The sequence below is a fragment of the Metabacillus sp. RB-C-LZQ-3-1 genome (assembly GCF_058315175.1).
Map to the genome: position 1 here is coordinate 86,035 of NZ_JBZFLI010000014.1, position 25,295 is coordinate 111,329.

29 protein-coding genes and 1 riboswitch are annotated in these 25,295 nt (G+C 34.5%); all 29 genes read left to right on the forward strand.

Going from position 1 to position 25,295, the window contains the following annotated elements; genetic code table 11:
- The 29 genes from AC4GZ8_RS19445 (at position 1) to AC4GZ8_RS19585 (ending at position 25,268) form a co-directional block, all read left to right on the forward strand.
- Entirely contained in the window at positions 1 to 900 is a 900-nt protein-coding gene (locus AC4GZ8_RS19445) for a S1 RNA-binding domain-containing protein (protein ID WP_491083559.1), read from the forward strand.
- Positions 900 to 1,847, forward strand: coding sequence for a hypothetical protein (locus tag AC4GZ8_RS19450; protein WP_491083560.1), 948 nt, complete (start codon positions 900 to 902; stop codon positions 1,845 to 1,847). Before AC4GZ8_RS19445 ends, AC4GZ8_RS19450 begins: the two co-directional genes overlap by 1 nt.
- A gap of 133 nt (positions 1,848 to 1,980) precedes the next feature.
- Positions 1,981 to 2,877 (forward strand): hypothetical protein, encoded by an 897-nt coding sequence (locus AC4GZ8_RS19455; protein WP_491083561.1) that lies wholly within the window; start codon positions 1,981 to 1,983, stop codon positions 2,875 to 2,877.
- Positions 2,878 to 2,903: 26 nt separating this feature from the next.
- A complete protein-coding gene (locus tag AC4GZ8_RS19460; RefSeq protein ID WP_491083562.1) occupies positions 2,904 to 3,143 on the forward strand; it encodes a hypothetical protein in 240 nt (79 codons plus the stop codon).
- Between the two features lie 111 nt (positions 3,144 to 3,254).
- Positions 3,255 to 4,001, forward strand: a complete 747-nt coding sequence (locus AC4GZ8_RS19465) for a hypothetical protein (RefSeq protein ID WP_491083563.1) — start codon at positions 3,255 to 3,257, stop codon at positions 3,999 to 4,001.
- A 434-nt stretch (positions 4,002 to 4,435) separates the two neighbouring features.
- Complete coding sequence (locus AC4GZ8_RS19470) at positions 4,436 to 5,947, forward strand: hypothetical protein (RefSeq protein ID WP_491083564.1); 1,512 nt, start codon at positions 4,436 to 4,438, stop codon at positions 5,945 to 5,947.
- Between the two features lie 12 nt (positions 5,948 to 5,959).
- The gene (locus AC4GZ8_RS19475) at positions 5,960 to 6,709 is read left to right on the forward strand and encodes a hypothetical protein (RefSeq protein ID WP_491083565.1); all 750 of its coding nucleotides are present in this window, start codon (positions 5,960 to 5,962) and stop codon (positions 6,707 to 6,709) included.
- 22 nt (positions 6,710 to 6,731) lie between these two features.
- Complete coding sequence (locus AC4GZ8_RS19480; RefSeq protein ID WP_491083566.1) at positions 6,732 to 7,943, forward strand: P-loop NTPase family protein; 1,212 nt, start codon at positions 6,732 to 6,734, stop codon at positions 7,941 to 7,943.
- Complete coding sequence (locus AC4GZ8_RS19485) at positions 7,937 to 9,487, forward strand: ATPase, T2SS/T4P/T4SS family (RefSeq protein ID WP_491083567.1); 1,551 nt, start codon at positions 7,937 to 7,939, stop codon at positions 9,485 to 9,487. The genes AC4GZ8_RS19480 and AC4GZ8_RS19485 overlap by 7 nt, the downstream gene beginning before the upstream one ends.
- Positions 9,480 to 10,463: a hypothetical protein gene (locus AC4GZ8_RS19490; protein ID WP_491083568.1), complete on the forward strand. Its 984-nt coding sequence runs from the start codon at positions 9,480 to 9,482 to the stop codon at positions 10,461 to 10,463. Before AC4GZ8_RS19485 ends, AC4GZ8_RS19490 begins: the two co-directional genes overlap by 8 nt.
- 11 nt (positions 10,464 to 10,474) lie before the next feature.
- Positions 10,475 to 11,377 (forward strand): hypothetical protein, encoded by a 903-nt coding sequence (locus tag AC4GZ8_RS19495; RefSeq protein ID WP_491083569.1) that lies wholly within the window; start codon positions 10,475 to 10,477, stop codon positions 11,375 to 11,377.
- A gap of 181 nt (positions 11,378 to 11,558) precedes the next feature.
- Positions 11,559 to 11,708 (forward strand): hypothetical protein, encoded by a 150-nt coding sequence (locus AC4GZ8_RS19500; RefSeq protein WP_491083570.1) that lies wholly within the window; start codon positions 11,559 to 11,561, stop codon positions 11,706 to 11,708.
- Between the two features lie 17 nt (positions 11,709 to 11,725).
- The gene (locus tag AC4GZ8_RS19505) at positions 11,726 to 11,878 is read left to right on the forward strand and encodes a hypothetical protein (protein ID WP_491083571.1); all 153 of its coding nucleotides are present in this window, start codon (positions 11,726 to 11,728) and stop codon (positions 11,876 to 11,878) included.
- Between the two features lie 75 nt (positions 11,879 to 11,953).
- Complete coding sequence (locus tag AC4GZ8_RS19510) at positions 11,954 to 12,331, forward strand: hypothetical protein (protein ID WP_491083572.1); 378 nt, start codon at positions 11,954 to 11,956, stop codon at positions 12,329 to 12,331.
- A gap of 15 nt (positions 12,332 to 12,346) precedes the next feature.
- The gene (locus tag AC4GZ8_RS19515; protein ID WP_491083573.1) at positions 12,347 to 12,841 is read left to right on the forward strand and encodes a peptidase M23; all 495 of its coding nucleotides are present in this window, start codon (positions 12,347 to 12,349) and stop codon (positions 12,839 to 12,841) included.
- Between the two features lie 284 nt (positions 12,842 to 13,125).
- On the forward strand, positions 13,126 to 14,154 hold the full coding sequence (locus AC4GZ8_RS19520) for a hypothetical protein (protein ID WP_491083574.1): 1,029 nt from the start codon (positions 13,126 to 13,128) through the stop codon (positions 14,152 to 14,154).
- Between the two features lie 137 nt (positions 14,155 to 14,291).
- Positions 14,292 to 17,306, forward strand: coding sequence for a PKD domain-containing protein (locus AC4GZ8_RS19525; RefSeq protein ID WP_491083575.1), 3,015 nt, complete (start codon positions 14,292 to 14,294; stop codon positions 17,304 to 17,306).
- A gap of 332 nt (positions 17,307 to 17,638) precedes the next feature.
- Complete coding sequence (locus tag AC4GZ8_RS19530; protein WP_491083576.1) at positions 17,639 to 17,854, forward strand: helix-turn-helix domain-containing protein; 216 nt, start codon at positions 17,639 to 17,641, stop codon at positions 17,852 to 17,854.
- A gap of 23 nt (positions 17,855 to 17,877) precedes the next feature.
- Positions 17,878 to 17,961, forward strand: a riboswitch (cyclic di-GMP riboswitch).
- A 242-nt stretch (positions 17,962 to 18,203) separates the two neighbouring features.
- Positions 18,204 to 18,515: a hypothetical protein gene (locus AC4GZ8_RS19535; RefSeq protein ID WP_491083577.1), complete on the forward strand. Its 312-nt coding sequence runs from the start codon at positions 18,204 to 18,206 to the stop codon at positions 18,513 to 18,515.
- Between the two features lie 420 nt (positions 18,516 to 18,935).
- Positions 18,936 to 19,469: a hypothetical protein gene (locus tag AC4GZ8_RS19540; RefSeq protein WP_491083578.1), complete on the forward strand. Its 534-nt coding sequence runs from the start codon at positions 18,936 to 18,938 to the stop codon at positions 19,467 to 19,469.
- On the forward strand, positions 19,466 to 19,870 hold the full coding sequence (locus AC4GZ8_RS19545; RefSeq protein ID WP_491083579.1) for a hypothetical protein: 405 nt from the start codon (positions 19,466 to 19,468) through the stop codon (positions 19,868 to 19,870). The genes AC4GZ8_RS19540 and AC4GZ8_RS19545 overlap by 4 nt, the downstream gene beginning before the upstream one ends.
- Positions 19,864 to 20,100, forward strand: coding sequence for a hypothetical protein (locus tag AC4GZ8_RS19550; protein WP_491083580.1), 237 nt, complete (start codon positions 19,864 to 19,866; stop codon positions 20,098 to 20,100). The genes AC4GZ8_RS19545 and AC4GZ8_RS19550 overlap by 7 nt, the downstream gene beginning before the upstream one ends.
- 19 nt (positions 20,101 to 20,119) lie before the next feature.
- On the forward strand, positions 20,120 to 20,407 hold the full coding sequence (locus tag AC4GZ8_RS19555; protein ID WP_491083581.1) for a hypothetical protein: 288 nt from the start codon (positions 20,120 to 20,122) through the stop codon (positions 20,405 to 20,407).
- Positions 20,400 to 20,546, forward strand: a complete 147-nt coding sequence (locus AC4GZ8_RS19560; RefSeq protein WP_491083582.1) for a hypothetical protein — start codon at positions 20,400 to 20,402, stop codon at positions 20,544 to 20,546. Before AC4GZ8_RS19555 ends, AC4GZ8_RS19560 begins: the two co-directional genes overlap by 8 nt.
- Before the next feature lie 92 nt (positions 20,547 to 20,638).
- Positions 20,639 to 21,481 (forward strand): hypothetical protein, encoded by an 843-nt coding sequence (locus AC4GZ8_RS19565; protein WP_491083583.1) that lies wholly within the window; start codon positions 20,639 to 20,641, stop codon positions 21,479 to 21,481.
- A 169-nt stretch (positions 21,482 to 21,650) separates the two neighbouring features.
- Positions 21,651 to 21,806 (forward strand): hypothetical protein, encoded by a 156-nt coding sequence (locus tag AC4GZ8_RS19570; RefSeq protein WP_491083584.1) that lies wholly within the window; start codon positions 21,651 to 21,653, stop codon positions 21,804 to 21,806.
- Between the two features lie 126 nt (positions 21,807 to 21,932).
- The gene (locus AC4GZ8_RS19575) at positions 21,933 to 23,651 is read left to right on the forward strand and encodes a phosphoadenosine phosphosulfate reductase domain-containing protein (RefSeq protein ID WP_491083585.1); all 1,719 of its coding nucleotides are present in this window, start codon (positions 21,933 to 21,935) and stop codon (positions 23,649 to 23,651) included.
- A gap of 79 nt (positions 23,652 to 23,730) precedes the next feature.
- A complete protein-coding gene (locus AC4GZ8_RS19580) occupies positions 23,731 to 23,904 on the forward strand; it encodes a hypothetical protein (protein ID WP_491083586.1) in 174 nt (57 codons plus the stop codon).
- Between the two features lie 194 nt (positions 23,905 to 24,098).
- The gene (locus AC4GZ8_RS19585) at positions 24,099 to 25,268 is read left to right on the forward strand and encodes a PDDEXK family nuclease (protein ID WP_491083587.1); all 1,170 of its coding nucleotides are present in this window, start codon (positions 24,099 to 24,101) and stop codon (positions 25,266 to 25,268) included.
- Positions 25,269 to 25,295: the final 27 nt, after the last annotated feature.

Below are 25,295 nucleotides of genomic sequence, written 5' to 3' on the forward strand. Positions count from 1 at the left end.
GTGGAGACATTAACAAAACAATCATGGTCTCAAGAAGAATTAGAGACATTAGCAAGAATTCATCGTAATCAAGAAGTAGTACAAGGAATGGTGCAATCAGTAGGATTTATAACAATGCCAGTTCCCCAAGAAAATGGACGTATGGTATCAAAGGAAACAGAGGTAGCCATCTTCCGTTTAGAAGGTGGAGTAAAAGCATACTGCCCAGCTACAGAATTTAGTGAGCATAGCTTTAAAACACTTAACGGTTTCGTAGGTACAATACAAAATCTAATGATTATCCGTTTAGACTTAGAACACCAACTAGCACTTGTATCTGTTAAAAAGGCAGACCAATTAAGCAAAGAGAACTTCTGGAATACGATCAAATACCTTGAGAAAAAAGGTGAATTGCAGAATGAAGTTTTCGAAGGTGTTGTATGGGGTGTAAATGAAAAAAACGAACGCATTCACATTCGTGTAAATGGTGCTGATTGCTTCATGTTGAAGTACGATTGGGATTGGAACAATTCCATTGACGTAAATACGGTTGTTGAACGTGGAATGAAAATTCCGGTTAAGGTATTACGCTTTGATGAAAAACTAAACATTGTTCAAGTATCTCGTAAGGATACCATGCAAGATCCGTTTAAAACTTTAGAGCAAATGAAAGAAATGGAAGTTGTAGTAGGTCGTGTTCATAGCGTACATCCGATTCATGGTATTTTCGTTAACCTAGAACAAGGGGTAAGGTTAAAAGCATTAAAGCCAAGACACTTACAAGAGCCTCTACCTGGGGAAATTGTTTCATGCCGTATTCGCGAAATTGACGCTAAGAATCGCAAAGGGAAAGTAGTTATCGTCGATTATCCGCAAGGAAAGAAAAAACGTAACGATATTGGAAGTTTCTTATTCGAATAATGGAAACACAAGTAGCCGAAGTACAATACTACTTATCAAAGGAAGGGGACATTCCATTTTGGGATCACCCTTCCATGTATGCCTATAAGAAATTGCCGAAAACCTACTTTCCTTATTTTAATGTAGAGCAAGTGTTAAAAAGTTATAAGCAAGGGCAAATTGATGATTTAGATATTACGATTCTGAAAGTGATTGGAGATGCGATTGCTGCCAATGAAGACCAATTACGAAGATACCTTAGTTCCAAAATGTCACGTTCAGAGGTATCCGAACGATTGGATAGGTTACGTAGAAATGCAATGGTTGACCGTTGGTATTGCCGATTGGACAATGATGAGTTTGAGGAATTTAAACCACCCGCTCCTTTTACGCTAGGTATCGGAGGATTTAAACTACTGAAACACTTCTATAATGACCAAAATTTTATGAACCCCAATACATGGGATAATCAGAATGCGAAAACTCTTCAACGCTATGTGGCGATGAATGAGTTACGCTGTCTCTTAGTGGAAAGCAAAGCAATTAAAGGTTGGACTTGGAATGGAATTGTAGCTCATAACCGTAGATACAAGAAGCCGTTAGGGGTAGCAGAACTGGAAACTGGAAGAGGCCGAGTAAATTTCATTATTGAAAGAGCTCAAATGTCACAGAATTTTATTGGGTTTTTACGTGATAAGTTACATCAATGGAAGTCTGTATATGAAGCCTATCAAAGTTTTCCCATTACCGCTTTTCCAAATAATATGCCCATCTTTGTGATCTATTGCTCCACTATCTCTATGGCTGAATTTGTCCATGAGCAGCTAATGCTAGATACGTTTCCTTTTACGGCGTGGTTATGTGTAGATGAATTATTTGATACAGAAGGTTTAGGTAAATCCTTTTTTGCTCCAGATAAAGAAAAGATAAGAAGAATGAATGTGTCCTTCTTGGAGGAAAAGAATTAATTAAGCCTAAATGATAATCCCTATTGAATCAATCGATAGGGATTGTTTTTATATAAGATATGGTATTAGATATTATTGATAATAACGATGTGTCAAAATACCTCTAAACATAAAGAGTTAGGAGAAACTATATATGAAAATTCCAGTGATGGAGCCAGCTTCTGGAGGTTATTTAGAAGCGATAAAAAAATACAAGAAACTTAGTCAAATCACATTGATGAGTGCAATCTATCTTTTGGACAACAAAAGGTATAGATTAGTAGGAACATATAATTATGGGCCTTTTGGTTTGCTTTTTACAACCAATTTTACGAATTTCATCGTTGTCGAGGAAAACGGAAGAATTGTAACAGATTATGATTTGTCTAAGAAAGCACTAACTATTTACCACACTATGTACACTCTTTGGAGGGCTGAAACACATATTAGATCGGGTTTGGTTGACTTTCACCTAAACCTGGGTGATTTTATAAATGATACCAGTGATTTTATATATACATTAGCTCCTGTTATGGAAGGGAGAAGAATAGAAAAAGAAGTTTATATGGAAGCTTTCAATAAGCTTTTTGAGTGTTTAAACATAAGTGATGAATCTGCTTTAATGTATAAGGATTTATCTATGAAGTTAATAGAACCCCTCGAAATTGCATTAAACAGAGGAGATATTAGTGAGGAAATGTTTTTTGAAACCAAAAGTTTATTATTAGATTTTGTTAGATGTTCGGATACTAGGTTCTGTGCGTTACTAGCCATTTCGGAGTGTTTATTTCCTACAAGGGTAATATTAGAGGATGCTAAGAAAGATAGCGCAATAACCTCGCTTGGCTACACTAAAACAATTGAAAAACTCGAGGAAATAGTTACGTTATTTGAAGGTGCGGTTTCTGATTCAATTAGAGGTCAAGTTTTAAATCATGGTAGAGATGACATTAAAGAGATACTAGAAATTACTGAAAAAAGGAAGGTCGCACCGGATTTTATTATGGATGAAACGAATGAATCAATGGTTACCAAGTGGGCTTTAAGATAGTTGAGTAAAAAAAGGAGGTATTATCCGTGAAAAAGAAAATATTTTGGTTTCCTTTGTTAGCGGCATTCTTATCAATAGGGATTTTATACATAATAGGAAACATATTTGAAATTTCATTTTTGAGTTGGAATTTTTATAAAGAAAATCCATCCGAAGGGATAATATTTGAAGCAGGAGGTTCGGTTATTCCTGTTATAACTGGTTTTATCGTTGGATATATTACTGAACGAATAATCAAAAATAATCATAAAAGTAACTCTAACTAGGTATAAAGCATAACCAACTACAAAATCGTGTTGATCAAGAGGAAATCCTAGACTGGAATCAAGTAGCTACACGTTTCTTTGAAAAAGTTAAATAAGAGGGAGTATTCTATCTTGGAGACTATAAAAAAGTTTATTATCTGGTATACAAAGAAAAAAATTAAAAAACAGCTAATTATTGTAGGGGTATTAGCTGCCTTCTTTTTAGCTGAGTATCTTTTGAGGTATTTTGATGTCCCTAAGGGATTCAAAACATTTCAACAAGCTACATTTGATTCAGGAGAACCTGTAAGAGTGGGGCAAATATTTCTATATCCAGATGGGACAGTAGGAAAATATTTTGATGCTGAAGATGATGGGAGAGGTATTATAGTATTAGAGAACCAACAATTTAAGGTTGATCAAAGTACAGACCAAGTTATTTATGGTCCTCCAGACCAGGGTAATGTGAAAGATTTATTAGTTAGAAAAGTAGTTGATAATGACCAAGTTTTTTATGAGGTTTATCATTCTTATGACGAACAGTTTAAGCGGATAAAGTTTATTCGGGATTATGAAGAATCTGAGTGGATTCTAACAGAAGAATACTTTAAAGGTATAAAATTTGATTCCCAGGAGTCCAAGTTGTTTATTCAGACACAAAATAGTGACGGAACTTGGGCGATGGATGTTTACGGATTGGATACTTATAGTGATGGTTCTACTTGGGATGCTAACTTTATGCCAGCTGTCTCTGTAATTTCAATAAATGAGGAACCTTTTTCATATACAGATAATTCCGTAGTTGAGTATTCAGAAGAAACATACACTCAAGGTTTCTTAGACAAGTATTATGAGGATATTCAAGCTTGGACAGAATAAACGTGGAATAGAGTAAAAAATACTAGATTTTTGAAAAGTGCTAAATAGAGTTGTTTCACTCTTTCTTTTTGAGTTTAGAAATCTTTATCATATTTTCTTTTCTTTTTATAAGAACTATAGAATAGTTGACTAAAGAAATGTATAATGCTATATTATTAGTGTTAGCAATCTCGATTGTTAACACTCTTTCTAAAAGTTTTTTGGTACTCAGTGACGGAAACACTGGGTACTTTCAAAAGAGAATATACTTCTAAACGGGAAATACCCGAAATGAACATGAAACTAGCTTACTATTCGTAGTATGTCTAGATTACTCGTGTGCGTTTCGGGTATTTTTTTTATCCTTAATACTCAATAACTTAATAAATTAATCAAAACCCAAATTTTAATAATTTTATATCCAAACCCTTATCACTTATATGGAGTGAAAAATGATGAACAAAGTTTTATTAGCAATAGGTGATAGCGGCTTCAGTCAAATATTACGGAATCGTCTTAACGAGCATGATTTTGTTGTAATAGACAATGAGGTCCTGCACAGAGATTATTTAGAAGAAATTGTAGCAAATGAACGACCAGCAATCCTTATCGTTCACGATTATTATTTGGCTAGTTCAAAGGAAAGTGAGTCAGATAAAGAAAAAGAACTCCTGGCATTCTTCCAAAAAATCAGAATGGAATATGATGATGAAATACGTGTCGTGTTTCTGTGTGAGAGGGAAAAAGAAGATTCGTTTCTTGCTGAATTGGTTAGTCGAAATGTCTTAGACATTTTTCATAACAAATCTATTAACACACAAGAGTTAGTGGAGCAGTTGAAAGATAGACCTCGTTTTTCGAGAGTTTCTAAATTTTTATCTGAACGTTCTTCTATGCAACCATCTTCCCCAAGCCCTATTCAACCTACATCAGCAGAAGAATTGTTTGAAATAGGGAACCAAGAGGAAGAGGAAGAAGTTGCTAAAGAATCCACAAAAGAAGTTAAAGAGAAAGTGGTTGTTCAAAAAGTAGTCAATAAACAAGTGGTTCAAAAGGTAGTTAATAAGCAAGTGGTGAAGCGGGATTTCAACGTACAGATTTTAAATCAAGTTGAACGTGTTGTAGGGGTTCCTGTTGAAAAGAAGCTGGTTTTAATTGGTAGCCCATTTGCTCGATCTGGAAGTACCTTTGTATCTCACTTACTTGCAAAGGAAATAGCGAATATGGGGGTTGGAGTCACCTACATTGAGAGTCCCTATTCTCCTGCGTATTCCTATGACCGTTTTATTGGCCATGAGTTAAATCCTGATTATCGTAGTAAGTTTTATCAATTCACTAAGGAAATTGACCCGAAAAAACCTAGCGTGTTTGATTGGACACTTGATGATATTAATCTTGTTGTCAAGCATCCAGCGAATGAGCCTATATACAGAATGAAGGAAATTCCTTTTGATGTGTACGTGAAGATATTACTTGCTTCCCCATCTACCGTAACTATTCTTGATGTGGGTACCGATTGGCATCAAGAAATTTACCAAGATATTTATGATATTGCAACCAATGCTTACTTTATTATCGAGCCGGATATAAGTAATATTCAGTTCCTCGAAGACCCTGATAATCAATTAACATCATTCTTCCGTAAAGTCCTGCAAGATAAAAAAAGTTCATTAATCGGGAATCGTTTTGATTCTAGCATTATGAAATATGATGTGATTCAAGACCTTTATACCGAAAATATAAAATCATTAATACCCGCTTTTCCTTCAAAGGATATTTTTGAGTCCCAATACAAAGGAACGTTTATTAATGAAATGAGTATTTATCAAAAACAGATAAATGAAGCCCTTGCCCCGATTATCGAGGATTTACTCCCTAAAGACTTTATTAAAAAGCAAGGCAAGCAAGGTGGATTTTTAAAAGGCTTATTCAACAAGAAGATACAAGTAGAGAGTGTAAACAAATAGGAGGTTATATAAATGAAACCAGGTACAAAGATTGCTTTAGGAATCTTAACCGCTGTTTCTGTGATGGTCTTTATCGTGGTCTATGACGTTTTTATTAAGGACAAGATCGACAGTGTAGAGGTAGTTGTAGTAAAAGCAGGAACAAATATTAAAAAGAGTGAGATTCTTACAGAAGAAAACATATTAATCGAGGGAAGATCCAAACAGGACTTAATTGGAGATGTGGTTCTTGCGAAAGATATAGATGAAGTTTTAGGATATGAAGCCGCACAAGATATGATTAGTAATTCGATGGTATCCAAAAAAATGATCGATTATGACCAAATCGTTCCAGATGAATCGAAAGGAGAAGCAATCCGACCTATCATTTCAGACATGATTTTTGCAAAGCCGGGTTCTCTCAGAAGAAAAGACTCCATTGACATTTATCTAATTAATAAGGATGTAATTGAAAAGTATATGGGAACGCAAAAAGACATTTCCGTACCTAGTACAGTGGTTTCTAGTGACCAAGCTCAAAAAATTCAAGGAATGTTATCGGAACCTATCCTGAAGAATGTGAAAGTCGTATATGCGAAGGATTCGAGTAATCGCGAGGTCACAAATGCAAAAGAAGAAGAGAAGGTTAAGAAAGAAAGCGAGCGTTTGAATGCTACTGGAAATATTACAGATATTGAAGTTATTTTAAACGAAGAAGAGTTTCATAACTTGATGAAAGAAGTTATGCAAAATGGAAACAAATTGTATATTACATACAATTAGTCAAAGGAGGTCTTAAAGACGCATGAATATAGCTGTTATAAGTCGTGATAGCCGGTATAAAGAATTATTCCAACAAGATGAAGAAATTAAACTAGCCCTCATATTCGATAGTATTAAAAAAGATAAAGAAGAGAAAGATGCCAATGTGCCCTTACATGCTCTTTTACTAGATGGAAAAGTGTTTTCTCATACGGAATTACCTAGTGTACGAGATAAATATCCCAATATTCCAGTATTTTATAAGTTTGATGATGTAAAAAGTAATATTGTTACCAAAAACATTGAAAGAGTTTGTGCAGCTTATAGAGTTACTCCAATTAATGAGTATTTCACCGTAGATCAAGTAGTAAATACGGTTTTAAAAGTGATTTTAAATAAAGATGAAATTGCTAGTAAACGTATCGTAAGCTTTTTTGGTACTCATTCATCGACAGGTGTTTCTACTATGGCTTTAAATGTGGGTAGGTCATTGTCAGAACGTGTTGAAGAGAAAGTCCTTGTAGTAAGTTTAAATGCCTGGGACCCTTCCGATTATTTCTTACCATATGAAGGACAGTATCTAAATGATTTAAAAGTTGATTTAAAAACAAAGAGTTTAACAACTGCTAAATTAGCTGAATCTGTTTATCAATTTAAAAACTTTTATCATTTAGCAGGAAACCGAGACATTAAACTACAACGATTTTATAAAAACACAGAAATTGAACATCTCATTCAAGTAGCAAAAGAAATGTTCGACATTATTTTAATAGATGGTGGGGTTCATTTTGATACAGCGTGTGCTTCCCAAGCCTATGTGTCTAGTAACCTTCGGTTCATTGTTACCAATCAAGATGATAAAGGGTATCGAGGATATTTCCCTCATGTGTTTCAGCAATTGATTGAACCTAGTGGTGGTAGTAAAGATGATTTCATGCTAATCATTAACAAGTTTCAACCGAATATGTCTTTGATTTCGGAAAAAGACCTTGAAGAAGAGTTAGAAATGCAAAAAATCGCTACAATTCCTCACCAAGATGTGTTAGGTTCCGTAGCGATTCGTCAGAAAAAACTTCTATATGATGTAGCTGATGACCATTTCCGAAAATCCATAGATACTATATCAAATTTAATTATTTCGGAAGCTCATTTGCACGAGAAACCACTGGTTGATGACTTACATGATACAAATAAAGGATTGTTTGGTGGATTCTTTGGGAAGAAAAAGCAAAAAGAGGGTGAGAAGGTGTGGTAAAAACTCTCGATACTGCGATAGAAGAAATTGAAAATATAGCAAATGATTTAGGATTAAATGAGCCTTATGATCCTTCCAGGTGGTTAAGCAGGACTATAGAGGAAAAAGGCTTAGAGCAAGTAGATGTTACAACCTATGCACGCAAAAAGTCATTTAAGGATATATGTAAACTCATTCGTGAGGAATTTAACCGAATGATTGATTTATCTGAAGTTGCGAAAAAAGGGCAGAATGACCAATCTGAAAAAAATGATCGTGAGAATGAATTCTTAGAATTGCAACACGCTGCGGTTATTGGGGATGAAAAAGCAATGAGCTATTTCATCTCCAAAATTACTGAGATATTAAGAAAGCAAAATATCACATCAACCGATTTTCCTTCTTTCTATGAATCTCTTGCAGAAGCGATATTTCACCAGGTATGGGGTGTCAGCATCCTTTATAAATGGGAGAACTATCCGAATTCTGAGGCCGCAGTTGTTAGGGGGACAGAATTGTGGATTGATATAAACGGTAAGTTTGTAAGGCAGCCAGAACAGTTTGAAAGCATTGATGAGGTAGAACGCTTAAAACGTGCCTTTACCATGAGAACTAAAGACGCGGTAATTAATGAACAAAATCCAGAGCTTGAGATCGAGAAAGAAGATGGTTCACGTATTACCATGATTCAAAAACCTCGTGGGCGAGATAACTACATTATGTTTCGTCGCTTTATCGTTAAAGACATTAGCTTATATGAACAAGCCCGCTTAGGTACGATTCGAGAAGAAGATATAGATATTTTTAAAGCTTTATCACGAACAATGGCAAATATTGTCTTTGCAGGGCGTGTCCGTTCAGCAAAGTCCACTTTTATGAAATCTATGTTAAGAGAAAGAGATCCAAGCTATGTTATGGCAGTTTTGGAAAAACACTTTGAGTTAGCTCTTTCTGAACAAATGCCTGACCGATTAGTATTTGAGGTTCAAGCGAAAGAAGGAGATTTGCATAAAGCAATACCAAGATTATTAAGGATGGAACATGACACGATAACAGTCGGTGAAATGCGTTCACTTGAAACGGAAGCCTACCTTATGTCAACCGAGAGAGGGGAGCGTGGAGCTTACTCGACGTATCACCTTACAGATGTAAGAAGTGTCGTTCCACAGATAACAAGACATATTCTAGATGAGTTTCCTAATCGCCAGTTTGATAATGAGTTAGAACGTGTTGCAAGAAATATTGATTTCATTGTAACAATGAGTACAGACAGAGATAGAAGAAAGAAACGAGTGGTTGGTGTTACTGAGATTATTTGGGATGATGAAAAACGTATCCATTATACGCATGACATTATTCGTTATAGCAGTTTAACTAATCAATATTACTATTCTTCTACAATCTCCAAAAAACTATTGCTTTTAATGGCTGAGGAAAACTTAGAAGAAACCAAAAGATTAATTCGTTTATTGAAACTTAGAGAGCAACAATCTCCAATGTCTGATTATGAAAAAATTGCAGATAGCTTGCTAGAGCAACTCTTAGGAGAAGAATTGTATGTCTAGTCTACTACATTGGTTTTGGGGAAATGGTGTTTATTATCTCTTGTATCTATTGCTCATTATCGTGGGGTTAATTACTTCTAAAGTTATTGTTCAAACTCCGCTAAGTGAAAAATTAAATCAATGGCAATATCGTTATCGGTTACGAAAAATTCGTTCCGAAGGTACGGTAGCCAAGAAAATACAATATCGTAATCCCGCTTTACGTCATTTGTATTTATTAATCAAAACAACTAGTAGTGAGAAATCAGATAATAACGTAGCTTGGTTTGTGGCTATAACCGTTCTGTTGTTTTTATTCTCAGGATTTATTACCGTTTTCAAATTTCATGATGTACTTTTCGGTCTTGTAATCGGACTGCTTGTTGGTTCGATTCCATATCTCCTTCTTCAAATTAAGTTAAGGAAATTGCGTTTTTTGATGGGGGAGGAATTTATATCAATCCTTCAAGCCTTAACACAGAATTATAATGCTGCCAGCTATGATATGTACCATGCGTTAGTTGAAACGCAGAAATCTATCGAAAATCGAACCTTGCGTAAGATCTTCGTTCGATTGGTTTCAGATTTACAAGTATCAAGAAATGAAGATGAATTACGTTTATCCGTAAATGTGTTTGTCTTTACAGCAGGAACTTCCTGGTCAAAACGTTTAGGGAATATCATTATTAAATCTTATTTAAATAATGAGAATGTATTAAAGACCTTGTTAGTCTTAACACGACAAATTGAAGAAACTGCTGAAATGCTCGAACAAGAAAAATCACACACAATGGATAACGTATTAAATGGCTACCTGACAATTCCCATTTATATTATGTCATTGTTCTTAGGTTATTTTGTTTCGGGGGCGCAAGACTGGTTTAACCTTCAATTTGGGAATCAATGGACTTTAACAACATTCACGTTATCTACGGTTGGGGTAGTTTTTTCCATCATCATCGCTATGATGTTAAAACGACCTAAAAATGATATTTAGGAGGGATATAAGTGCAGGAAACAGTGTTTTTATATAAGGTTATGCCTCATATAGTGTATACGTTCAGTTTTATATTAGCCATTTCCTCCGGGCTTTTTGTTTATGCAGGACTTACTTCTCAAACAGAGCGAGTTCAAACGAGATTGCGGATTAAGCACTCTATTCAAAAGAACCGACAAAAATTAGTCGAATCAGCTAGTCGTTCTAATGCAGAAGATTGGTTACAAAAAGCTGACTACCCATTAGGATTAAATGCGTTTCGGTACCATTTGATTTATTTTTCATTATTTTTATTCTTAGTTTTCTATTATGTGGTCTTTCCATTTTTAACTGGAACTTTGGAACTATGGCCTTTAATTGGGATTATCGTTGGGTTTGTCTTGTTTTTACCTAGTTTTCCTTACTCCTTATTCATCTATATTATGAAACGGGTAATTGACTATCAACAAGCACAAAAGAACGCTGAAGTATTTATGTTATATGATCTGCTGATTAATGAAATTGATATGATGAGTGTAAATCGAATCAATACCTATAACCTAATAAGAAATATCAAACCTTATTTTGATGTAATTTCAGGTTCTCTTACAAAGTTACTCACTAGTTGGAGTAATGATGAGGGGCCAAATATCGCATTAGACAAATTTGCGTCTGATATTGGTACAAAAGAGGCGAAGACCTTAGTGAGTGTTATTAAAACACTAGATGAGGTTGATCGAAAAACCGCTCTTGAATCATTAAGAGGAATGAATAATATGTTTGTTCGTTCCAACATAGAAAACTATCGAAGAAGAAGGAAAATTACAACTGATTTATTGTCCATACCAATTAAGACAACACACTTCATCATTATTTTAAACTTCCTGCTTGTGATTGTCACAATGGTTAGTTATATCATGGAGCACAATAGATAATCAAAATTTTCCTTAAAGGGGGTGATTTTTATAAACACAACTTTAAGTACTTTTATGAAGATCGCTATTACCGCAGTGGTAATAGGGGTAGTAGTATTTGGTTCACTCTATGCTTTAATGGGAAACCTTGCTGATGATGTGAGTACCTACATACAAAATAACTAATGGGGTGTTTACATTTATGAGTAAAACTTTAGCAACCTTTATGGCAATCGCCATAACAGCTATTATTTTAGGAAGTTTGATGATTGGGATTGTATATCAATCTTTATCTAATAAAAACAATGAACATCAAAACAATCAATCAATCTATCAATTAGATAGGAACTAATTAGGAGGAATTTAATCATGAATACAACTTTAGCAAAATTTTTATCTCTAGCGGTGACAGCAGTAATTATTGGAGCATTAGTCTTTGGAGTAGCTTTCAAAATGATAACAGATGAAGGTACTCACTATGAAAGTGAAGTTGAAGCAGAAAGAGCGGATTTACCACAATAAACTTTTAGTTCACTAGTTTAGTTTAAAGTATAGGGGAGAAATCCCCTATACATCATCTTAAAGGAGGTACATAAGATGGCAACAGCTTTAGCAAAATGGATGACTTTAATTATTGCAGCAAATGTCATGTTTGCCCCAATCTTAGCCTATATTGATTCTCTTCACCGTGAAGCAGTAGAAACGGTCTTACAAGAAGGTGCAAAAAAGGCATCTATTGAAGGTAGATTTACCGCAGCAATTATAAGTGAAATGAAACAAGAATTAGTAGATAACTATAATTTCGATGAAACAAAGATTCAAATTACCGCTACACAAACTTTAACGACTCGGAACAATTACATCGAAGCGAGTATTGAAGTACCAAGAGCCCCAATTTTTATTCTTAGTATATTTAATCAAGGGCCAACTACATTTAAGAAAGAAACAAAAGTCTTAAGCGAATATTTAAATTAAACAGGGGCGTTTATTATGGCACAAACTTTAAAAACAATGTTTCTCATTTTAATATTTGCTGGCATTATGGCTATGCAATTTAACCTTGATGCGGATAGAACATCATCCAGACAAATAAAAAATGCACTTGAATTAGCGGTACATGATGCTGCGCTTGCCCTTGATGAGTCACAATTATCTCAAGGGAGAATTGTGTTTGATCAAGTGCAAGCATTCCAAAATTTCAAGGCAAGTTTAGAAACGAACTTGTATTTACAATCGAGTGTGGGGTATCTATATTCCCCTATTACGGGTTCCTTTTACCAGGAGGATATCATACTTGAACATATTGAATATATTGACGATAGTAATAGTACATTCCCTAAAGTATATAACAATCCTAATTACGATATTGTTGATATGCTAAATGGACCGAGTATCGTTGCAGTTATATCAACGAAAAGTCCTCGTTATTTCGCAGGGGAGGGAATCGTTATACGGAAAGCGGTTGTCTATGAATACTTTGAATAAACTAATTGCAAAAAGTGTAATATCCATTGTATAATTGTTATAGGAACAATTCTCTATTTGTGAGTTAAAAAGACTAGAAATTTATGTCTATTCCTTTTATAATAGATACATATACTTATTCTATCTTTTTTATGCAACCCTTATGGGTTAGCTGTCAAACTAACAAACTTAAAGCGGTCTTTGGACTGTAGGGAATTGAACGAGGTATTTTTTACCTTTATTTCCTATACCAAAGATCGCTTTTTTGTTTGTAAAAAACTGTATATCAGAGAGGGGAAAATATTATGAAAAAATTATTAAAAGGATTGTTAGTTACATCTTTAGCTTTATTGATTGGTTTTGGTACGGTGAGCCCTGCATTGGCTAATCAATATCAAACAACTTGTGAAATGACGATCGTATCTAATGTGAACACACCACAAAATCCTGCTCGTCCTAGTGGAGAGTGTACTAATCTAGTAGAAGGGTACTATGTAGCAAATATTGACCGTTTTGGGATTGCAGGAGCTGCTACTTATACCGTTACGTATAGTGGGCAACAGTTTGAAATTGGAATTCCAACAGGTCAATATACTTCAGCTATTCTAACTGTTTATACAGTTAAAAAAGAAGCGCCGAAGCCAGCTCCAGCTCCAGCACCGAAGCCAGAGCCGAAGCCAGAGCCGAAACCTACACCGACTCCGACTCCGGCACCAAAGCCAACTCCAACTCCAACACCAACGCCAAAGCCAACTCCAAAAGTTGAGCCAAAAGTCGAGCAAAAGGTTGAGCCAAAAGTTGAAACACAAAAACCAAAATCAAAGCCAACTACTACCCCACCAAATCAGGAAGCAACAGCTAGTCAACCGACACCTGTTAAGGAGGAAGAGGTAGTCAAAGAAAAGGCTCCACTTGAAAAAGCATTGGAGAATGTTAACAAGGCATTTGAAGAACTAACAAAGAAAAAAGAATTGAAATTAGTAAAGGTTGAGGAATTCACAGGTTTAGTAAAAGCTCAATTTGAACAACAAAAAATTGAATTGCCAGAGGATATTGAAAAGCTTAGAGAATTTGAAAAACTGGCTTCTCATGAATCGTTTGCTAATTTAAAAGAGTTAGAGTTGTTAAAAGGTAGTGTAACAACAAAGATCCAAGAACTCGAACAAGCTAAGTTAGTAAAAGAGAGATTGGCAGAGGAAAAGAAACAAAAAGAACAACAAGAAAAACAAGAAATAGAAGAAAAGCAAGAGGATAAAGGCGTTTTTACAAAAATGTCTGAATCAATTTCAAGCTTTTTTAAATCTATTGGTTCATTCTTTACAAACTTGTTTTAATAGGGAAGGGGTTTTCCCTTCCTTGTTTTTATTTAGAAATTTAATATTAATAGAATTCTATCAATATTAAATTTGTATATAAAAACCATAAAGGTCTTTATATGATTTATAAGGTTAAAAAATGGGGTGATTTAATTGTGAAGTTTAATCGTAAGATGCTTTTAATACTATCGTTACTTATTGTAGGAGTTTTTATATTTAAGGCCTCAACTTCTCTAGGAGCAAGCTCTCCATATGATGTGGAGTCTAGCGTAAAATCAGGTTGGGCTAATCTATACGGTGGTAAACGATATGCTATGGAATCTGGAAGGAAACTCGTTTATGATGTGTACGCAAATAAGTATACCAGTGGTGGATACAGTATTACTTGGAGAGACTTTGGAAAGGGGAACCAGCCTTATATAAACTTTCAAGGTTGGGCGATACTCTTCGGTCACAAGAGGCATACTTCCACCAATCATGAAACGTATATTGTTGCTAGAAAGGTTGGAGGTGATAGTGGGGTAGGAACAACCTATGTTTATGGGACTACACCTATCAATCTATCAGCATCAGAAGAATTGGAGTACAATAACTCAGGTCCAGGTAGTTTTTATAACGAGTGTTCTTCTACAGCTACCAATAGAAACAACGAGGACTGTAACATGCGTTATGACAACGTAGGGTTTAACGCTTACTTACCTCTACAAGAATTGTTTCCTAATCAATACGAACAAGCTCAATGGAAATTGTATATTGTAAAGCGTGTAGATTCACAAATTGTTTATACTGAACTAAAGTTACCTTTTACTTTTAGTAATCGTTCTTACAACGGTGGAGACATTGACCTTACTAGTGGTATCAATGCTAGTAATTTAGAAATGGTTGGTACTAATGTTATTCGTCGAACTCAGTCTAGACAATCGGGAGTTTCAGGATGGGATTTAGGATATTTTACAACTTACAAAGTCTATACGAGAAATGGTCATGATGAGTCGGGAACTTCTGTTTGGTATTCTGTGAAGAGTCCAGAAGATGGTTATGCAACCCGCTGGGCAAGTACGGCATATTGGGATTTTGGTGGCTCTCAAGCTCAAATTAACTATACTCCACCACCCGATACCGATCCACCATCTCATATTTCACATTCCTTATCCGGTGCTCGTTATCAGAATGGTAATGATTATTGGGTTCAACCGAACGATGATGTATGGGTTCGTTTAAGACAACATGACGCTACCGCTAACTTATACCAATATCTAAGATTAGATGGAACACCTTATGGAACTTCGGTAGATTCAAGGGCCCTGCATGATTTTACTCAAGCGTGGAACCAAATTAATCATTGGGATAAAGACCCTAATGTATTGATTAATGCAGCATCAAGAGAAGAAAATACGAACTATGGTAGGGTAGCTTGGCAAGTAATCCCGTATACTCACGGACACACATATAATGTTCAGTATTATTATCGAGACACTCAAAATAATACCATTGGCTACAACAATACAGGAATGAGATTACGAGTCGATGGAGTAGCACCAACACACGTTTCTCATATCATTAGTGGCTATCGCTATCAAAATGGGGATGATTATTGGGTAAGACCTAATGACCAGGTATATGTTACTTTTAGACAATATGACCCACATTCGGGGAATAAGTTTCAATATCTATCCTTATATGGCTCAGGAGTAGATGTAAGGTCGCAACATGTATATTCGTTTGCTAGTAACGACAATAATCAATTCGCAAAAAGTCCAAATGTTCAAATAAACTCAGCCTTACGAGAAGAAGATACAACATATGGACGAGTAAAATGGGGTATCGTTCCAAAAACGCATGGAGATGGATATAACGTTCAATATTACTACACAGATAATGTAGATAATACAAGGGGTTATATTGATACTGGAATGGATTTATGGACTGATGGAGCTGCTCCTGCTATTCAATTTAGAAATTATAGTGATACTAGTGATTTTTTTAGTAGAGGTTGGTCTACAGCAGCCATTGATGTTCGATTAAAGTATAGTGATCCACATTCAGGATATAAGCGTTCACGTTATGCTTGGTCAACATCAACAGTTACACCGACAACATGGTCTGCTTGGAGTACCAGTTCAAATTACGTTGTTTCGAATAGTAGTTACGGGCAATGGTATCTACATGTTCAAGCAGAAGATAATGTTGGTAATATTGTGACAACTTATAAAGGTACGTATAATTTTAATAATCCACCGAATGCTGATTTTACAGAAAGTCCTAATCCAACTGACCGTACTAAAAATGTATGCTTTACAAATAAGTCAACTGATCCTAATGGAAATGCGTTAACTTATGATTGGGATTACCGTAAAAAGGGTACTACGACGTGGATTAACATGAGTACAACTACAAATCCTTGTTTTAAATTTAGTGAAGTTACCACTTATGAAGTAAGACTGATCGCAACTGATTCAAATGGTGCTAGTGATTCATTAATTCGCGATGTTGTAGTGGTTAATTTACCACCTGTCGCGCAATTTAAATTTGATAAGTCAACTTACTATATTGGTGACACTATGCAGATAACCACTCTTGCTTATGATCCAGATGGAGATGCTATTACTCATTATTATGAAATTACGAAACCGAACAATGTTAAAGTTACGTTTAATACTCCTAATTTTTCTTATATCCCGGATATACCAGGGTATTACACCTTTAAGCAGACAGTAACTGATACATTCGGAGCAAGCGATACCGCAACATCTACGATTTATGTAAATGATTTAACTCTAAAAGGATATGTTAAGCACACACCTGAGTGGGTACAAAAGCACACTATAAAAGGGAATACACCTAATCAATTCTATTCGGGTGAGAAATTTATTTTAGAAGCTGATGTAACAGCATACCCTATCACTTACCTAAATGTTAAATTTGATGGTTATCAAGTAAACGGAAATCTTTATACTTCTACCGTTAGTTTACCTTACAATACACCTACATTTAGAAATGGAGAATTATTTGATTCAACATGGGTTGAGGGTGGAACGCAATTAGCTAATGGAACAGCAATATTCTCATTTGAAGTCAAATATAGTAATGGAATTGTGAAAAGGGATACCGTACAAGTAGAGATTATTGGAAGTGTATTTGATGTATTTAGGGTTCATAAGAAATTTTAGACTTTAGAATTATTTGATCACTCTTACTATGATAGAGTGGTCTTTTTTTATTTTTTCCAGTATAAAAATATAGATTCTACAAAAAATAATTGTTCCATTACCTCGAATAAAGTCGGAATAATATGGAATTTTTTTGTTTCTATCTTGGGTAATTATGTATTATACTTTTTATATAATACATAATTATTACAAATCACTAACAATAAAACCAGAGACTTATTACCATTTCGGAAAAGTTCATATGGAATAATAATACACAGTATTATGACTTATAATCTATAGAGTTTTTAGCGAAAACCTTTTAAACTGTATAATTAGAAGGGCTGAAATTAATGCGAATTGATGTGAAGAAGAAATTTGGTCAAAAAGTTAGACATTATAGGAGAAAAAAAGGTATCTCGCAGGAAGAACTTGGGCACTTAACTAATCTTCATCAAACATACGTGAGTGATGTAGAGAGAGGATTACGAAACATTTCGCTTGAAAATATCTATGAAATTGCGATTGCTTTAGAAGTTAAAATGTCTGACCTCTTGGATTTTGACTAATTTCCATCATCATCTTAATAATAAAAATAATTGGAAGTATTGAAAGAATGTTCTTATTTGGGCGCTTTGAACATTCATGAACAAGTAGCGCAACCGGCCATTATGTAAGTTATGGCTTTTTATTTTGTTTCTACAAAATATCAGAACATTACATCAATTTTATAAACCTGTTTGTTATTTATCATAAATCAACCCCCAATTTTATAAGAGGACTATCGAATTATATTTATATGAGCTTATAGATTCTTATATAAAAAATTCTTATTTTGTTTAAAAGTAGTGAATCTAAAAGTTTTCTCTTAAATTTCACATATAATAAATTCAAGAGAAGTGAAGGAAGGTTTTCAACATGCCATTAATCCGAAACAGGGAAGGTATAGATAATTTATTATTAAGTGCAAGAGAATTTGTTGTTAGAGAAAGTTTGATTTTAATTAATGAAGATACTGTTGCAGAACATATTTCTTTAACTAAAGAGCTTAAAACGGTATGGGAAGACGCTTTTAGTGAAACAGTAGATGTACTATACGCAACTTCTAAAGAATATCCTTTATCTAAAGTACCTAAAACTCAGAGAGATAGTCTTTTAAAAGTAAAATATATTGAAAACAGTTTCATATTAACTCGTGACGAAGTAAAAGAATATCTTTTAACTCATTAAGGGGGTAAGTAAGATTTTTATATCTTACTTACCCTTTTTGTTTTCTTCTCTTATTGAATGAACTAGGAAGATACGATATAATAAGGATATTCAAACTTTTTCTTTTTTCTTTTTTATGCGACCATATTTCCGTTAAGGTCAGCTGTTTACTACCAAACATTTAGAAGCCTCTGGGCTTAGGTTCGACACTTCATTGTGTCTTTATTAAACCTAATGTCCAGGGGCTTTTTTGTTTTGTCTTGGAAAAAGAGAGTGTTTGAAATAAAAAAACTTTTAGAGAGAGGAAGTATTTTATGAAAGGTGAGAGTTTACTGATTTGTAATGTATGCAGTGGTACTTGTGAAAAGACATTTATCCGAATAAAAGGAAAGTCTTTCTGTTCAGATGATTGTCTTTTGAAAGAGGAAGGAGATGAAGGGAATGTTTAAGCTAACATGCTTTGCTCCAGCTCATCCTTCTAAACTTGGACCCGCTTTAGCAGCAGTACATTTCAAAAATGTGAAAGGTAAGTTTGTATGGCAAATGGATGGCGCTCAATTTGTAATCGAGCCATTTAAGAATTACGGTGATCATCAAGCGTCATACGGTTACAGAGTTTATTTTGATGGTTCCATTGATGGTGCAATGTATTTATTTGAAATGTCAATGGGTTGTTTTTCACCTCAGATTAATGGGGTTGAATACACAATATATCATCAATCTAAAACTCAAGAATCGTGGATTAAGGACTTCCTAAAACGCCCTTCTTTCCGTACTTCAGATGTTCGGGGAGTGTTTCGTAAAGGTGATGTAGGAGTTGTATGTCTCCCTGATTCTACTGTAAACTTACAGATTCGCAAAAAAGGGACTAAACCATTCAAATTGATAGAGTTATTAAAAGAGATCGATTGTCTAAAGCATGACATTATGCCTGTGGACTACGATCTTTTTTCAGTTCAAGGGGTTGCAATATGAATGTATTCAATTTCTATACTAAACAAAGTCAATTTACGATTGGCCCGAATTACGTGGTCAAGAATGGTGGAGAAGTGGTTGCGGAAGGAACGATATTTATTTTTCAACTGCTTTTAGGATATCCAGCTTGGATTATCGTGAACGCGGAAAATGAATTTATTCCTCCACAAATTATTAGAACCGAAAGAGTGATTTCTGTTTTGCCTGAACATGAACATTTCGATGGGATTCAATGCCCTCCAAAGTTTCTATACCAGGTAGATTTTGTCTTAGATAAAAAAGCAAAAAGAATCACTGTTAACGCTGTAGATGAAGCTCATGTAATGGAGTTTGTCAAAACTTATTATCAAGAGTCGACAAACATACGAATTAACCAAACAAAGGAGAGAGTATCATGTTAAAAAATAAAATTGAGGATTTATTCAAACCACAATATATGAAAGAAAAGTTGTTCTATATGCTTAAGAAAAACGGTGAGTTCATTAAGCTTGATACGAATTTAGGCTATTTATATTCTCTACCAATCGGTGAATCTGAGGGAAAAGAAATTAGAGTAGAAGTAGCTTTACGATCAGGAAGAGAACTAACTATTCTTAATGCGTTTGTTAACGAACTTTCAGTTTCAGCTTAATTTAGGAGAGTGTAAAATAATGAAAATCAAATTATTACCTAAACAGGTATCCGTTGATGGGGATTGTACCAATATAGAGAATGTACTCTTAGAGGTCGTAGATTATGGTGATTCATACCATGTTCAGTTTCTAAAAAAAGATGAAGGTTCTCTATTAGGAAAATCTCGTTATTGTGATATTCAGAACATTGATGAAGCGTTTCGAAAAGTTGGTGAGCTTGCTAGACAAACTTGCCTTCCTTTCAACCAAATTCGGTTTCGTTCCATTTACCAATCTAATACATTGGAGGGAAGTTGCCATGAGTGAGTATGAACTTCTTCAAGCCAAAAGGCGTCAACTTTGGGAGCAACTTTGTAATTCTCACAAATTAACGCATGAAGAACGAACAAAAATTAAAGATGAATATCTAAAGCTTTTAAAGCAATCATCTTTACTGAGTCGATAACTCCATAACAACCTCTTCCTAGAAGGGGAGTAAAAAACTAACTTTTGCTCCCCTTATTCTAGGTGGGGAGCGTTATTGGGAGGAAAATTAAAATGACTGAAATTCATACACCAAATGCTGCTAATATCATGGAATCTCTATTTGTGGAAGGGATTTACGGCAATATGAAACAGACTGAAAAGAAATTAAAGGCTGTTAAGTCTGCTATGCACCAACAATTACATGACAGTGAAGTAAAACGTCATGAATTTGAAAAGTTTAACGTGGTGGCAAAGTATGTACCGAAAAAAATCTACGATGTAGATTATAAAGGTATTGTCGAGCATTTATTTAATTATCTGCAGCCGGAACTTGCGTGTCGTGCAGTGAAAATAGATGTGAAATCTCTGAAAGAAAATCCTGAGATTTTAGAGGAATTAGAGGGTTATAAAAGAAAGCCGACTTTTTATGTGAAACCTTCTCTTAATAAAGCAGGAAAAGAGCAGACCAATGCTCCAGATCCTGATTATGAAGGACTAAAACTGAATCACTTGGCTAAAGAGTTTAATAATCTGAATCCAACCTTTAAACAATATGAAGATTTATATGAAAAAGCGAAAATGGAAATGCTACAGTGTTCAGAATTACAGGAAAGAAAGAAGTTAAATCATTCTTTCGGTTCTGTATCCCTAGTGGCTAACCAAGCTGAATATAGAATTTTCAAGTTGCTAGAGGATTTTGGTGAGGATTTCTTAATCGAACATTGCTTGCCGGATAGCAGTAAAGTCCAATGGTATATGGATAATCGGTTATTAGCAAAGGCTGATATCGACGCATTTAAAACCATTAAAGATATTCGTTTAGACTTTATCGTAATGCCTCTTGATGTTGAACGTGAAGTTATGTCAATGCAGAGTCAAAGACGAATGGAACTATCTTTACGCATTTTCGGTTAATAAAAAAGAGAGGATTACACTAATTTTTATTTGTGTGTCCTTCTTTTTTGTTTTATTACATGTAATCAAACTAATGGGGGTTTAATTTTTACCATTTCAAAGAGTTTACCCAAGAATTAAAACTACTAAGGATACCTATTATTAGGAAACTATTTAGGAGGAGAAAATAATGGAAAATAAAAAATGTTCTAATTGTGGTCATGTGCAAGAGGTAAGTGATAATAATATTTATCAAGATATAACAGGGAAATATACTATTTGCGAAAAATGTAATACTGCTTATGGTGTAGAAATTAATACTGATGATATTTATTTTAAATCGTAAATTTTATTGCACATCCAAGTATGTAGTTCACCAAATAAATAGTTAAAGGAGGGTAGTCCTCTTGCTAAACAGGTTTTAGCGAGGGGATATACCACCCTTGCTCTGTTTAGTAGTGGACCAACAAACATGAACGATATTTTTCAAGAGATAAAAGAACATATGAAAGAGGTTTATTTAAGAGATGATGTTCCATTAGCAATAGCTTATTCAGGAGGTAAAGATTCAACTCTTTTATTGCTTTTGTTATGGGAAATGCTATCGTCTTTACCAGTAGACCAAAGGAGAAAAACCGTACATTTAATTTCGTCAGATACCGGGGTCGAAACACCAGATATGACAGATTATGTTCATAAGGCTATCAAGAGTATTCAAAGGAGTGCTGAAGAACAGCAAATACCTATTGAAACGAATCTTGTAAAGCCTAGTCTGAAACAATCTTTTTGGTGGAAAGTGTTAGCGAGAGGAACGTTAATTTCAACTCCAAATACGAAACACAGATGGTGTACTCACACTCTAAAAATAGCCCCTACACAATCGAAATTAAAAGAACTACTAGCACAATCTCCGATTCAATTTGGTGAAAATCAGAAACATCAACTTATTCTAGCTTTGGGTATAAGAAATGAGGAAAGCGCCCGAAGAAAAGCATCGATTTCTAAGTGGGAATTGAGTGAAGAATCTTATTTTAGTCGTCATTCTGACTTTGATGAAATTCTTTGTTACGGGCCTCTAAAATTTGTTACAGCTGATGAACTCTGGTTTAAGCTCATGGAGTATGAAACCTTACCTTTTGGGGTGAAAATTAGTGATTTAACCGTTCAGTATGGTGAATCCATTATGGAATGTGGAATTAAAACAAGTAATGAACAAGGCAAAGCTTGTAGTGCTGCGGGTAATCGTGCCGGGTGCTGGAGTTGTGGTCTTGTCAGTGGAAAAGATCCAATGCTTGTTCGCCATATTCAAGAAGGAAAAACAAAATACCAGTATCTATTGGATTGGAAAACTCTCATGTTACGGATGAGAAATGACATTCGTTATCGTGAAGTCCTACCTCGCCAACAATTTACTAAAAAGCTAAAAGAACTCTCACAAAACCGAGAAGGTATGAATCAAATTGGATTGTTTGAATTAGATGAAAATCCTTATTTGGATTACTACAACACGTTTAAAAGAGCAACCTATGATGAATACGCTCCTGGGGGAATGACCGTACAGGGCAGAAGGATTCTATTAGAATACCTTTTATTCATTCAAGAGCAAACGGGTTATCAACTAATTCATGAGTACGAAATTGAAGCAATTTTAAATTGTTGGAAAGAGACAGATGGGATCGTAGTGGCTCGTAACGAGTTAGTACCTACTGAGTTTTCCTATGATGGTGAGTTAATATTCCTTCCAGATAAGAAGGTTAATAAAAAACTAACACAAAACCCTAATCCAGTATTCTATGTAAACATAGATTTAAAAATGGAGGAAGGGGAGCTTTATGAGTTTCTTAAAGAACGTCAACAAGTTACAGGTAAAAGTTATTTCTTTTTCCCTAACACGTTTGATATTAAAGAGAAAACGTTGGTGTGGAACCAAGTCTCTTTTGTTGTATGTTCTGAGGGTATTACAACCTCATTACAGGCTCATGAAGACGTTTTTGAATGGTTAGGTTGGGTATATGGCTCTTTTACCGAGAAAACGCATAAGGCAGCTATTAATCATTTAATGCTTAGTGCGATTGGTGAAGGAGTATTAAATAAATTAAAAGAGGATAAAAAGAAAGCATTGTCTATGATTCCTAAAGTGGAAATTCCGCTTGTAGAACAGGATAATGGGCAATTCAGTTTAGCGATTTAATGGTTACGAGGTATGTCGTGGTAGCTCAATAACTAAAAAACAAACCCCCTAGAATTATGGGTGAAAGGGAATGATAGCTATGGAATTCAATTTAGAGAAGATGAAAAAATTTGCGGAACAAGATGCCTTAATTAAGTTCATGGTAAACGATCTAGTCAAGAGGTCACATGAAATCGAATATGCGTATCAAATTGTCTTTAATAGTGAAGTACTAGGCGATTCCGTAATGGAAGGAATATATATCAATTTATAAAAACTAGAATAGTTCATCTAAAAAAGGTGAACTATTCTTTTTTTATGTCTATGAACCTCTATTACTTATTTTAATTTGCTCTTGTGCTAATGCAACTTCTTCAAATCTTATATAAAAGCAAAGCATCTCTTTTTAAAAAAATATATCTAATTTTATGGTATTTTAATTATAGAAAGTTATTTAAAGGTGATTATATGACGAGGAAATTAACGATTCAAGACATTCAGCGAGTAGCAAAGTCTAGAGGTGGCGAATGCCTTTCCTCCGTTTACATAGATAGTAAAACAAAGCTTTTGTTTAAATGTGTTGAAGGGCATACTTTTAATAAAACTCCTGCTAAACTCAATTTTGGGCAATGGTGTCCAGATTGCAGTGGCAATAAAAAGAAATCCATTCAAGATATGCACATTTTAGCGAAAGAACATGGTGGGAAATGCTTATCTGAAGAATACATTGATAACAAAACACATCTTAAATGGAAATGCAGCAAAGGTCATTTTTTTAAGGGCTCCTATATAATGGTGAAAAACTCTATTGAGAGAGGAGGTAGCTTTTGCTCGAAATGTAATATTATTCGAAGAACAGAGGGACGGAAGCTAACAATTGAGGAATTACAAGAACTAGCTAGATTAAAAGCGGGGAAATTGCTATCGGATTCTTATATAGATGCCCATACGGATTTAACTTGGAAATGTGTAGACGGTCATATATTTGAGATGAATGCAAATAAAGTAAAAAATGGCCATTGGTGTATGAAATGCAGTAAAACCTTCAATTTAGGGGAAGAAAAGTGTCGCTATGTCCTTGAATATTTAACTGGAAAACCGTTTAAAAGCTCTAAGAAAGTTATTGATGGATTTGAATTAGATGGATATAACCAGGAATTAAAATTAGCTTTTGAATACAATGGGATACAGCATTATGAAACAAATGGATTTTTTATTAAAACAGAAAAAGAGTTGAATCAAAGGATAAAAGATGATGAACAGAAGGAACGATTATGTCTTGAAAATGGTATTTATTTAATTAAGATCCCTTATACCATAAAAACAGATGATGATATTATTACGTTTCTTAAAAATGTTTTAGAACAACAAGGGATTAAAATAATTCAAGACCTCTCTACGATATCTTCTCCAGACCTTTATAAAAATTATATGTCAGCTCTTAAAGAGTTAAATGAACTTGCCCAACAAAGGGGAGGAAGATGTAGTGCTACTGAATACAAAGGTAGTAAAGGGAAAATCGAATTTGAATGTTCCAATGGACACACCTTCTCCAAAAGGCCCAATGATTTAAAAAATGGTCAGTGGTGTATGGATTGTTATATAGATAATCGAAAAAATCTAAAGACTAGGTTGTAAATCTCAATAAATTCACATAGTTATTGT